Annotated in this window: 9 protein-coding genes, 1 tRNA gene and 1 pseudogene; 7 read left to right on the plus strand and 4 right to left on the minus strand. The window is 64.1% G+C overall.

What is annotated here, in order from left to right; genetic code table 11:
- Positions 1–167: 167 nt before the first annotated feature.
- A complete protein-coding gene (gene acnA, locus TZ03_RS15175; protein ID WP_051098825.1) occupies positions 168–2909 on the minus strand; it encodes an aconitate hydratase AcnA in 2742 nt (913 codons plus the stop codon).
- A 224-nt stretch (positions 2910–3133) separates the two neighbouring features.
- Here acnA and rlmM point away from each other — a divergent pair, with 224 nt between their 5' ends.
- From rlmM to pdxB, 4 genes are all read left to right on the plus strand, one after another.
- Positions 3134–4198, plus strand: a complete 1065-nt coding sequence (gene rlmM, locus TZ03_RS15180; protein WP_051098826.1) for a 23S rRNA (cytidine(2498)-2'-O)-methyltransferase RlmM — start codon at positions 3134–3136, stop codon at positions 4196–4198.
- Positions 4199–4818: 620 nt separating this feature from the next.
- On the plus strand, positions 4819–4992 hold the full coding sequence (locus TZ03_RS31250; RefSeq protein WP_177328471.1) for a hypothetical protein: 174 nt from the start codon (positions 4819–4821) through the stop codon (positions 4990–4992).
- 21 nt (positions 4993–5013) lie between these two features.
- Positions 5014–5256 (plus strand): sulfurtransferase TusA, encoded by a 243-nt coding sequence (gene tusA, locus TZ03_RS15185; protein WP_051098827.1) that lies wholly within the window; start codon positions 5014–5016, stop codon positions 5254–5256.
- A gap of 60 nt (positions 5257–5316) precedes the next feature.
- Positions 5317–6459 carry a 4-phosphoerythronate dehydrogenase PdxB gene (gene pdxB, locus TZ03_RS15190; RefSeq protein WP_051098828.1) on the plus strand — a complete coding sequence of 381 codons (1143 nt, stop codon included), beginning with the start codon at positions 5317–5319 and terminating at the stop codon, positions 6457–6459.
- A gap of 256 nt (positions 6460–6715) precedes the next feature.
- Here the strand turns inward: pdxB and TZ03_RS31255 are convergent, their stop codons facing one another.
- Entirely contained in the window at positions 6716–6889 is a 174-nt protein-coding gene (locus tag TZ03_RS31255) for a PA1571 family protein (protein ID WP_177328472.1), read from the minus strand.
- A 212-nt stretch (positions 6890–7101) separates the two neighbouring features.
- Between TZ03_RS31255 and TZ03_RS15195 the strand changes: the two genes are divergently transcribed.
- The 3 genes and pseudogenes from TZ03_RS15195 (at position 7102) to TZ03_RS32010 (ending at position 10654) form a co-directional block, all read left to right on the plus strand.
- Entirely contained in the window at positions 7102–8865 is a 1764-nt protein-coding gene (locus tag TZ03_RS15195) for an ABC transporter transmembrane domain-containing protein (protein WP_051098886.1), read from the plus strand.
- A 745-nt stretch (positions 8866–9610) separates the two neighbouring features.
- Positions 9611–9721: pseudogene (locus TZ03_RS32005) on the plus strand (hypothetical protein); the annotation flags it as partial.
- A 228-nt stretch (positions 9722–9949) separates the two neighbouring features.
- The gene (locus TZ03_RS32010; protein ID WP_414860312.1) at positions 9950–10654 is read left to right on the plus strand and encodes a methyl-accepting chemotaxis protein; all 705 of its coding nucleotides are present in this window, start codon (positions 9950–9952) and stop codon (positions 10652–10654) included.
- 282 nt (positions 10655–10936) lie between these two features.
- On the opposite strand, the gene TZ03_RS15205 is transcribed toward TZ03_RS32010, so the two are convergent.
- Together TZ03_RS15205 and TZ03_RS15210 are read right to left on the minus strand one after the other, a co-directional pair.
- A tRNA-Pro gene (locus tag TZ03_RS15205) sits at positions 10937–11013 on the minus strand.
- Between the two features lie 81 nt (positions 11014–11094).
- Positions 11095–11316: a YgdI/YgdR family lipoprotein gene (locus TZ03_RS15210; protein ID WP_051098830.1), complete on the minus strand. Its 222-nt coding sequence runs from the start codon at positions 11314–11316 to the stop codon at positions 11095–11097.
- Positions 11317–11329 lie beyond the last annotated feature (13 nt).

Consider the following 11329-nt stretch of genomic DNA (forward strand, 5'->3'; position numbering starts at 1 on the left):
AGCGAGCAAGTTCAAGCCAGTTGGCGTCATTATTGCGTTTTTACTGCTGTTTAATGACGGATGAGTCGAATGATGACTGATCGGCGGGCCGAGAGCCAGCATCGAGCGCCACGCGGGCGGCGCTCGATCTCAAGAGCAGGGCAAATCTCCAGCCGGATCTACCCGTTTCAACCAGCAATCAGCTGACGCAACACATAATGCAGAATCCCCCCCGCCTTGAAGTACTCCACCTCATTCAAAGTGTCGATCCGGCACAACACCTCGATCTGTTCCTGCTGCCCATCCTCGCGGGTGATGCGCAACGGCAGGCTCATGCCCGGGCGGATCTGCGCGCCGTTCAAGCCCTGCACATCTATCCGCTCCTTGCCGGTCAACCCCAGTTGCTTGCGGTTGTGCCCGGCCTTGAACTGCAACGGCAGCACGCCCATACCCACCAGATTGGAGCGGTGAATACGTTCGAAACTCTCCGCCAGCACTGCCTTGGTCCCCAGCAGGTTGGTGCCCTTGGCTGCCCAGTCGCGGCTTGAGCCGGTGCCGTATTCCTGGCCGGCGATCACCACCAGCGGGGTACCTTCCTGCTGGTAGCGCATGGCCGCGTCGTAGATCGACAGCTTCTCGCCAGTGGGCACGTACAAGGTATTGCCGCCTTCCTCGCCTGCGAGCATTTCGTTGCGGATACGGATGTTGGCGAAAGTGCCGCGCATCATCACTTCATGATTGCCACGCCGCGAGCCGTAGGAGTTGAAGTCGCGTGGTTCCACACCCTGTTCGCGCAGGTAGCGCCCGGCGGGGCTGTCGGCCTTGATGTTGCCGGCCGGGGAGATGTGGTCGGTGGTTACCGAGTCGCCCAGCAGCGCCAGGATCCGCGCGCCCTGGATGTCGACGATCTGTGGTGGCGGCCCGCCGATGTCGTCGAAGAACGGTGGATGCTGGATATAGGTGGAGTCGGCCTGCCACACATAGGTGGCCGCCTGTGGCACCTCGATCGCTTGCCATTGTGCATCGCCGGCGAACACTTCGGCGTATTCCTTGTGGAACATCGCCGTGTCGACCTTGGCCACGGCAGCGGCGATTTCCTGCTGGCTGGGCCAGATGTCACGCAGGTACACCGGTTGGCCGTCCTTGCCGGTACCCAGCGGGTCGCGGGTCAGGTCCAGGCGCACGCTGCCGGCCAAGGCGTAGGCCACCACCAGCGGCGGCGAAGCCAGCCAGTTGGTCTTGACCAGCGGGTGCACGCGGCCTTCGAAGTTGCGGTTGCCCGACAGCACCGAGGCCACGGTGAGGTCGGCGCTGCCAATGGCTTTCTCGATGGCTTCATCCAGCGGGCCGGAGTTACCGATGCAGGTGGTGCAGCCATAGCCGACCAGGTCGAAACCCAGTTGGTCCAGATAGGGGGTGAGCCCAGCCGCCTTGAAGTAGTCGGTGACCACCTTGGAGCCCGGTGCCAGCGAGCTCTTGACCCAGGGTTTGCGTTGCAGGCCTTTTTCCAGGGCTTTTTTCGCCACCAGCCCGGCTGCCATCATCACACTGGGGTTGGAGGTGTTGGTGCATGAGGTGATCGCGGCAATCACCACGGCGCCATCGCGCAGAGTGTGGGTCTGGCCTTGATGGCTGTAGTCGATCTCGCCGGCCTGGTCGGTGTTGCCTACCGCCACGCCGCCGCCACCTTCGCTTTCCAGGCGGCCAACTTCCCTGGCCAACGGCTTGGGTTGCAGTTCGATGAAGTGGTCGAAGGCCTGGCTGACCTGGCCCAGCGCCACGCGGTCCTGCGGCCGCTTGGGCCCTGCCAGGCTGGCCTCGACCTCGTTCATGTCCAGCGCCAGGGCGTCGCTGAACAGCGGCTCCTGGCCCGGCAGGCGCCACAGGCCCTGGGCTTTGCAGTACTGCTCGACCAGTTGCACCGTCGCCTCGGGGCGGCCCGATAGGCGCAGGTAGTCCAGGGTCACCTGGTCGACCGGGAAGAAACCGCAGGTGGCACCGTATTCCGGGGCCATGTTGGCGATGGTCGCGCGGTCGGCCAACGGCAGTTCAGCCAGGCCGTCGCCATAGAACTCGACGAACTTGCCCACCACGCCTTTCTTGCGCAGCATCTGCGTCACGGTCAGCACCAGGTCGGTGGCGGTGATGCCTTCGCGCAGCTTGCCGGTGAGCTTGAAGCCGATCACTTCGGGGATCAGCATCGACACCGGCTGGCCGAGCATGGCCGCCTCGGCCTCGATGCCACCGACACCCCAGCCGAGCACGCCCAGGCCGTTGATCATGGTGGTATGCGAGTCGGTGCCGACCAAGGTGTCGGGGAAGGCGTAGGTACGGCCATCGGCTTCACGGGTCCACACCGTGCGGCCCAGGTATTCCAGGTTGACCTGGTGGCAGATGCCGGTGCCCGGTGGTACCACGCGGAAGTTGTCGAAGGCGCTCTGGCCCCAGCGCAGGAAGGCGTAGCGCTCGCCATTGCGTTGCATCTCGATGTCGACGTTCTGGCCGAAGGCCTGCGGCGTGCCGTAGCGGTCGACCATCACCGAGTGGTCGATCACCAGGTCCACTGGTGACAGCGGGTTGATCCGCTGCGGATCGCCACCGGCCTTGGCCATGGCCGCGCGCATGGCGGCCAGGTCGACCACGGCCGGCACGCCGGTGAAGTCCTGCATCAGCACCCGCGCCGGGCGGTACTGGATCTCCCGGTCGGAACGGCGTTCGCCCAGCCATTGGGCGAGGGCGCGCAGGTCGTCGCCGGTGACGGTCTTGCCGTCCTCCCAGCGCAGCAGGTTTTCCAGCAGCACCTTCAGCGACATGGGCAGGCGCTGCAGGTCGCCCAGTTGGCGGGCGGCCTCGGTGAGGCTGAAGTAGTGGTAGGTCTGGTTGCCGACCTTCAGGGGTTTGAGGGTGTTCAGGCTATCGAGCGAGGGCATTGCCAACTCCTTCTGCGCCGGTGCCCGGCAACGACTCAGGGGTTGCCGGTGGCACCGTTGTGTATCGGTCCGCACGGCACGGACCTGGCTGAATGGTCAGGTTAGACCGGTTTGCGCCACCTGACCCTTTTCTGGACCGGCGGGGTGTGTCGCAGGTTCCGATCTTCCTTTATCATCGCCGCCCTGCCGGCGCCTGTGGCGCGCCAGCCGTAGTGGAGTGAAAGATGAATACCCTGTTCATGCATTGCCGGCCCGGTTTCGAGGGCGAGGTTTGCGCCGAAATCAGCGAACATGCCGCCCGCCTGGGCATTGCCGGCTATGCCAAAGGCAAGCCGCAAAGCGCCAGCGCCGAGTTTGTCTGTACTGAGGAGGGCGGTGCCGAGCGGCTGATGGGGGGCCTGCGTTTCAGCGAGCTAATTTTCCCACGGCAGTGGGCCCGTGGCGGTTATGTGGAACTGCCGGAGAGCGATCGTATCAGCGTGCTGTTGGAGCATCTGGCCGACTTCCCGGTGTTCGGCAGCTTGTGGCTGGAAGTGCTGGACAGCAACGAAGGCAAGGAATTGTCCACCTTTTGTCGCAAGTTCGAAGTACCGCTGCGCAAGGCCCTGGAAAAGGCCGGTCGCCTGGTCGACGACGCCAGCCGCCCACGGCTGTTGCTCACCTTCATCAGCGGCCGACGGGTATTCGCCGGCGTTGCCCCGGCCAACAACAGCGCGTTGTGGCCGATGGGCATCCCGCGTTTGAAGTTCCCCCGCGAGGCACCTAGCCGTTCGACCCTCAAGCTGGAAGAAGCCTGGCATCAGTTCATCCCGCGTGAGCAGTGGGAGCAGCGCCTGGGTGATGACATGACCGGCGTCGACCTGGGCGCCTCGCCGGGCGGCTGGACTTACCAGCTGGTGCGTCGCGGCATGCTGGTGACTGCCATCGATAACGGGCCGATGGCCGAGAGCCTGATGGATACCGGGCTGGTTCAGCACCTGATGGCCGATGGTTTTACCTGGCAGCCGAAGCAGCCGGTGGACTGGATGGTGTGCGACATCGTCGAGAAGCCGGCGCGCACCACTTCGTTGATCGAAACCTGGCTGGGCGAGGGGTTGTGCCGCGAGGCGGTGGTCAACCTGAAGTTGCCGATGAAGCAACGCTACGCCGAAGTGCGGCGGCTGCTCGACCGCATGGAGGCGACGTTCAAGGCGCGCAAGATCAAGGTATCGATTGCCTGCAAGCAGCTGTATCACGACCGTGAGGAAGTGACCTGCCATCTGCGCCGGCTGGATCTGAAAGCGCGCTGACGAGCGCGAGCGAAGCTATCGATTTGCTTCCGCTTCCGCTTCCGCTTTTGCTTTTGCTTCTAAGCGCGCGATAGTTCAGGCGCCGCAGATTGCGACTTCAGGAGGCCGAGCGAAGGGCATGCGGAGGGAGGTGACGGGCATGGATGCCCGTCAAGCGCTGAGGCCCCATGGATGGGGCCTGCAGCGCGTACTCCCGGGAGCATGCCCGTAGCGAGGGGACCCCGGAGCGCAGCGTAGGGGCCGGATGATGGGAGCGGGCGGCTTTGGTTACTTTGGCCAAGACCAAAGTAACCCGCCGGAAGGGCGGAAAGGTGACTTGGCGCCACCATCGCGAACGAATGTTTACACTGTGTTAAGGCCCACGCCCTCAGAGCAAGAGCAAGAGCTTATGCGGCGGTATTGAAACGGCGAACAGTCCGTTTGCGATGGCGACGCATACTCACCTTTTCGCCTTACGGCGAGTCACTTTTTGTCAAACGCGACAAAAAGTAACCAAAAAACGCTGCGCTCCCATCATCCGGCCCCTGCGCTGCGCTCCGGGGTTCCCTCACTCCGGCCTCGCTCCCGGGAGTACGCGCTGCAGGCCCCATCCATGGGGCCTCAGCGCTTGACGGGCATCCATGCCCGTCACCTCCCTCCGCAAGACCTGCGTTCGGCCTCCTGAAGTCGCGAAGATCAAGATCAAGATCAAGATCAAGATCAAAAGCCAGATCAAGATCAAGATCAAGAGCGGTAGCGGCAGCGGTGGGCTTGCAAGCGGTGCTTGGACGGCGTCGCGCTATGCGCGACAATGACCATCATTTGCGGAGCCCCCCATGACCGATTTCACCCCCGACGCCATCCTCGACGCCACCGGCCTGAACTGCCCGGAACCTGTGATGATGCTGCACCAGCACGTGCGTGACCTGGCCGCTGGCGGCCTGCTCAAGGTCATCGCCACCGACCCCTCGACCCGCCGCGACATCCCAAAATTCTGCAACTTCCTCGGCCACGAATTGCTGCAGCAGCAGGAGCACGCCGGTACCTTCCTGTACTGGATCCGCAAGAAAGCCGACTGAACCGCTCTGGAACACGCCCGGCGTTGCGCCTACACTGCGTTCCCCAGACAGGAGAGCGCCATGCTGATAGTTGCCGACGAGAACATCCCGCTGCTCGATGCCTTCTTCCAGGGTTTTGGCGAAATCCGCCGCTACCCGGGCCGAAGCCTCGATGCGGCAAGCGTCAAGGACGCCGACATACTGCTGGTGCGCTCGGTGACCAAGGTCGACCGCCAGTTGCTCGAAGGCAGCCGTGTGCGTTTTGTCGGTACCTGCACCATCGGCACCGACCACCTGGACCTGGACTACTTTGCCGAAGCCGGCATTCGCTGGAGCAGTGCGCCGGGCTGCAATGCCCGCGGCGTGGTGGATTACGTGCTGGGTAGCCTGCTGACCCTGGCCGAGCTGGACGGCGTGGCACTGCCTGAACGCGTGTACGGCGTGGTGGGCGCGGGTGAGGTGGGGGGGCGCCTGGTGCGAGTGCTGCATGGTCTGGGCTGGAAGGTGCTGGTGTGCGACCCGCTGCGCCAGGCCGCCGAGGGCGGCGACTACGTCAGCCTCGAGACCATCCTGCAGCAATGCGATGTGATCAGCCTGCATACCCCATTGCAGCGCGGCGGCGAGCACCCGACCTGGCACCTGTTGGGCCAGGCGCAACTGGCGCAACTGCGCCCGGGTGCCTGGCTGGTCAATGCCAGCCGTGGCCCGGTGGTGGACAACGCGGCCCTGCGCGAGCTGTTGCTGGACCGTGAAGACGTGCATGCGGTGCTCGATGTGTGGGAGGGCGAGCCGCAGGTCGACCTGACGTTGGCCGACCTGTGCACGCTGGCTTCGCCACACATTGCCGGCTACAGCCTCGATGGCCGCCAGCGTGGCACTGCGCAGATCTACCAGGCGTTGTGCCGCTTCCTGGGTGTGGATGAACAGGTGCAACTGGCCGACCTGCTACCCAGGCCGCCGCTGGCGCAGATCGAACTGGATGCCAGCAGCGACCCGGCCTGGGCATTGGCGACCCTGTGCCGCGCCGTGTACGACCCGCGCCGGGACGATGCCGATTTTCGCCGCAGCCTGAGCGACGACCCGCAGCAGCAGCGGGCGGCGTTCGACCAGTTGCGCAAGCAGTACCCGCCACGGCGTGAGATCGAAGGGCTGGCGGTGCGCTTGCGCGGGGAGTCGCCGCAGTTGGCGCAGCTGGTCAGTGCCTTGGGTGGGGTGTTGGTCTGACAGCATCGCCGGCAAGCCAGCTCCCACAGGGATTGCGCAAAGCTTTAGATCTGCGCGTTACCTGTGGGAGCACTGTCTTTTATTGCCTGGACTGGCCTCATCGCCGGCAAGCCACACACAGGTACTGCACAGGTCTTGAGGCCCATGCGGTCGAGGTGGGAGCTGGCTTGCCGGCGATGAGGCCAGCCCAGGCAATACAAACAGTTGCTCCCAATAAAAAACCGGCGCAAGCGCCGGGTTGCAAGAAATTCGCCGATCAACCCTTGCGCACGCGCTCGTCCCGGCTTTCTTCCAGTGTCTTGCAGGCCTGCTGGATCATCTGCTCGGTGATCGGTACTTCGCGCCCCTTGGCATCGATGACCGAACCGCACACCTGCGCTTGTGGGGTGGTCTGGGGCTTCTGGTTGTCGCTGCCATGCTGCAAGCTCATGTATTGTCTCCTCATCAGGTTCAAGCTCAGGCTAACCCTGCGCCGTGACTGGCCTGTGACAGGGCCTGCGGTGCCACGGCAGGAACAGTCCAGCAGAAACGCTGGTAAAGCTCCAGAGCCTGCTTAGATCGATAGGCTATAGCGACCTGCAAGGGTTCCCCGGGCCTGGATGAGTGGTAGTCTGCGGCTTCCCCGCCATTTTGGTCGCCGCCATGCCCGAATCGGTTTCCCCTCGCCAACGCCGCGCCTTGCGCCTGGGTTGGCAGTTCGTTCGTCCGTACCGTCGCCAGGTGCTGCTGGCCTTGCTGGCCCTGGTGGTCACCGCCGCCATCACCTTGTCCATGGGCCAGGGCATCCGCCTGCTGGTGGACCAGGGTTTCATGACCCGCTCCGCGCATCAGCTCAACCAGACCATCGGGCTGTTCCTGGTGCTGGTGCTGGCCCTGGCGGTGGGCACCTTCAGCCGTTTCTACCTGGTGTCGTGGATTGGCGAGCGCTGTGTGGCCGATATCCGCCGTGCCGTGTTCGACCACCTGATCAGCCTGCATCCGGGGTTCTTCGAAGACAACCGTAGTTCCGAGATCCAGTCGCGGCTGACCGCCGATACCACCTTGCTGCAGTCGGTGATCGGTTCATCGCTGTCGATGTTCCTGCGCAACGTCCTGATGGTCATTGGCGGGGTGGTGTTGCTGTTCATCACCAACCCCAAGCTCACCAGCATCGTGGTGGTGGCCCTGCCGTTGGTGCTGGCGCCCATCCTGCTATTTGGCCGCCGGGTGCGCAGCCTGTCGCGGCAGAGCCAGGACCGGGTCGCCGATGTGGGCAGCTACGTGGCCGAGACCCTGGGGCAGATCAAGACCGTGCAGGCCTACAACCACCAGGCGCATGACCGCGAACTGTTCGCCGGTACGGTCGAAGCGGCGTTTAGCGTGGCCCGGCAGCGAATTGCCCAGCGTGCCTGGCTGATCACCTTGGTGATCGTGCTGGTGCTGGGTGCGGTGGGGGTGATGCTGTGGGTTGGTGGCATGGACGTGATCGCCGGGCGTATTTCCGCGGGCGAGCTGGCCGCTTTCGTGTTCTACAGCCTGATCGTCGGCAGCGCCTTTGGCACCCTCAGCGAGGTGATCGGCGAGCTGCAGCGTGCGGCAGGCGCAGCCGAGCGCATTGCCGAGCTGTTGGCGGCGCGCAGTGCGATCCTGCCGCCTGCCGTGGTGCAGGCACTGCCGCAGCAGCGGGCTACCGGGCGTATCGAGCTGCAACAGTTGGTATTTGCCTACCCGTCACGTCCCTCGGTGGCGGCCATCGATGGCCTGAGCCTGGCCATCGAGCCAGGGCAGACCGTGGCCCTGGTGGGCCCCTCGGGGGCGGGCAAGTCGACCCTGTTCGACTTGTTGCTGCGGTTTTACGACCCCCAGCAAGGGCGCATCCTGCTCGATGGCCAGGCGCTTACCGAACTCGACCCCGACCAGTTGCGCCAGCAGTTCGCCCTGGTGGCGCAAAACCCCTCGCTGTTTCGCGGCACGGTCGAGGCCAACATTCGCTATGGTCGACCCGAAGCGACGTTGGCCGAAGTAGAGGCGGCGGCCCGCGGTGCCCATGCCGACGAATTTATCCGGCAGTTGCCGCAGGGTTACCAGACGCCATTGGGCGAGGGCGGCATTGGCCTGTCCGGCGGGCAGCGGCAACGCCTGGCCATTGCCCGTGCGTTGCTGGTCGATGCGCCCATCCTGTTGCTGGACGAAGCCACCAGTGCCCTCGATGCGCAGAGCGAGCACCTGATCCAGCAGGCGCTGCCCAGCCTGATGGCCGGGCGTACCACGTTGGTGATCGCCCATCGCTTGGCCACGGTGCAGCATGCCGACCGTATTGCGGTAATCGACAAGGGCCGACTGGTGGCGGTGGGCAGCCATCGCCAGTTGATCGAGGAAAGCCCGCTGTATGCACGGCTGGCGGCCTTGCAGTTCAGCAGCGGCTAGCTTGTCGCGGGGTTGTAACATTTTTGTAGTAATTGCCTGAGAGTATCTAGCTCAACTGTTGCGTAAGTGCTCGACCTGGCTGCCATTGCTTGATGGCAGCTTTTTTTTGGCCTGCCAGTAACGGGGGCTGCATCGCGGCCCTCAGCCTTTCCCCTGGTTCCCGAGATCCAAGATGGTGCGTAAATCCCTCAGAATGCAAATTCTCTTCCTGCTCGGTAGCAGCCTGGTGACGATGTTGTTGATCGCCCTGGTGTGTTTCCAGTTTCTCTCGTCCAGCGTGCGTGGCTATGCCGAGCTGGTCGACGGGCCGCTGCGGACTTCGCAATTGATCGACGAAGCCAACCTGCAGTTCAAGATCCAGGTGCAGGAATGGAAGAACGTGTTGCTGCGCGGGCGCCAGCCGGCGGAGATGGACAAGTACTGGCAGCAGTTCCAGGCCCGCGAGCAGCAGGTGCAGCAACTGCTCGGGCAACTGATCGACAGCAGCGACGCTAGGCTCAAAGCGCCGCTGCAGCAACTGCGTGATAGCCACCGCCAGCTGGGCCAGGCCTATGCCCAGGGCCGCCAGGCCTTCATCGCCGCTGGTGGCGACCCGGTTGCCGGCGACCTGGCGGTCAAGGGCGTGGACCGCGCCGCCAGCGAGCAGATGAGCGAACTGGTCGAGCAACTGCGCGCCGATGCCCGCCAGCGCGCCGTCAGCCTCAACGCCAGCGCCGAGCGCACGGTATGGCTGGGCCTGTTGGTTATGCTGGGCTCGGCGGTGCTGGTAGGGCTGCTCAGCCTGTGGCTGGTCAACCGCAGCCTGGTCGAACCGATCCGCCAGTTGATCGAGTATGTCGCGCAGCTCAGCCAGGGCCGCTTTGCCGCCCGGGTGGACAGCCGCCGGGAGGACGAACTGGGGCGCCTGGCACGGGCAGCCAACACCTTGCGCGACTTCCTCGCCGACACCGTCGGCCGTCTCAAGGACAATGCCCAGGAGCTGGAAGGTGCCAGCGGCCAGTTGCGCAGTATCGCCGGCGACATGGCCAGCGGCACCCATGACCAGTTCCAGCGTACCGACCAGGTGGCCACGGCCATGCACGAAATGTCGGCCACTGCCCAGGAAGTTGCCCGCCACGCCGCCGAGGCCGCTCGTGCGGCGGACGATGCCGACCATAGCGCCCAGGCGGGCGAGCAGGTGATGCAGCAGACCATCGACATCATCGGCGTGGTCAACCGCGAAATCGCCAGCACGGCGGTGGTGATTCGTGAGCTGGAACATGACAGCACACGGATTGGCAAGGTCCTCGAAGTGATCCGTGGCATTGCCGAGCAGACCAACTTGCTGGCGCTCAACGCGGCTATCGAAGCGGCCCGCGCCGGCGAGGCCGGGCGTGGTTTTGCGGTGGTGGCCGATGAGGTGCGTAGCCTGGCCCAGCGCACAGCGGCGTCGATCGCCGAGATCCACCAGATCATCGAAGCGGTGCAGTCGGGAGCGGTGGAAGCGGTCAAGGCCATCGAAAGCGGCCAGCAGCGCAGTGAAGAGGGCGCCGAACAGGTGCAGCAGGCGGGGCAGATGCTGCAGCGCATTACCCTGGCGGTGGAGGCGATCCGCGACATGAATCGGCAGATCGCCACGGCAGCCGAAGAGCAGACCAGCGTGGCCGAGGACATCTCGCGCAACCTGATCGAAATCACCCGCATCGCCACGGCCAATCAGCAGGCGGTACAGCATACCGAGCAGGCGGGGCAGCGCCTGCATGGGTTGTCGGGGCAACTGGGCGAAGTCACCTCCCGCCTGAGCGCCTGACACGGACCACGCTGCTCCCACAAGGACCGCATAGGGCTTCAAACCATGGGAGCAACTGTCTTGTATTGCCTGGGCCGGCCTCATCGCCGGCAAGCCAGCTCCCACAGGTACTGCACAGGGCTTGAGGCCTATGCCGTCGAGGTGGGAGCTGGCTTGCCGGCGATGAGGCCAGTCCAGGCAATAGTAAGACAGTTGCACCCATAGGCCGCCTATCAGGCCTGCGATATTTTTCCAGGCACAACAAAAAGCCCGCTATATAGCGGGCTTTTTTTGATCAGGATTTGGTCGGAGAGACAGGATTCGAACCTGCGGCCTTCTCGTCCCGAACGAGACGCGCTACCTGGCTGCGCTACACTCCGATGGAGCAAATCCTACTGCATCCCGTTTTTGCACGCAAGCCCTTGTTGTTAAAAGGGCGTTTGCAAAATCGGAGGTCCCGATCAGAGCTCTTTGACGGTGCGGATCTGGTCCTTGTTCAGGCGTGTGCGCTTGCCGTCCAGTTGCTCGAATTCGTAGAAGCCGGAGTCTTCATCATACGACGGTGTGTCGGTGGCCTGGATTTCGCGACCATCGTTCAGGGTAATGACGGTGGGCGATGCGCAGCCCGCGAGGGCGCCCAGGCCCAGGGCGAGCAGGAAAGCGGGTAGGGTCCGTTGAATCATCGTGTTTCTCCAG

Origin of the sequence: Pseudomonas sp. 10-1B, from assembly GCF_000935045.1 — a bacterium.
In the GTDB taxonomy this organism is placed as follows: domain Bacteria; phylum Pseudomonadota; class Gammaproteobacteria; order Pseudomonadales; family Pseudomonadaceae; genus Aquipseudomonas.

Excerpts from the sequence above, each read along its gene's own strand:
- acnA (WP_051098825.1), bottom strand. The coding sequence starts at position 2,909 with ATGCCCTCGCTCGATAGCCTGAACACCCTCAAACCCCTGAAGGTCGGC.
- rlmM (WP_051098826.1), top strand. The coding sequence starts at position 3,134 with ATGAATACCCTGTTCATGCATTGCCGGCCCGGTTTCGAGGGCGAGGTT.
- TZ03_RS31250 (WP_177328471.1), top strand. The coding sequence starts at position 4,819 with ATGCCCGTCACCTCCCTCCGCAAGACCTGCGTTCGGCCTCCTGAAGTC.
- tusA (WP_051098827.1), top strand. The coding sequence starts at position 5,014 with ATGACCGATTTCACCCCCGACGCCATCCTCGACGCCACCGGCCTGAAC.
- pdxB (WP_051098828.1), top strand. The coding sequence starts at position 5,317 with ATGCTGATAGTTGCCGACGAGAACATCCCGCTGCTCGATGCCTTCTTC.
- TZ03_RS31255 (WP_177328472.1), bottom strand. The coding sequence starts at position 6,889 with ATGAGCTTGCAGCATGGCAGCGACAACCAGAAGCCCCAGACCACCCCA.
- TZ03_RS15195 (WP_051098886.1), top strand. The coding sequence starts at position 7,102 with ATGCCCGAATCGGTTTCCCCTCGCCAACGCCGCGCCTTGCGCCTGGGT.
- TZ03_RS32010 (WP_414860312.1), top strand. The coding sequence starts at position 9,950 with ATGTCGGCCACTGCCCAGGAAGTTGCCCGCCACGCCGCCGAGGCCGCT.
- TZ03_RS15210 (WP_051098830.1), bottom strand. The coding sequence starts at position 11,316 with ATGATTCAACGGACCCTACCCGCTTTCCTGCTCGCCCTGGGCCTGGGC.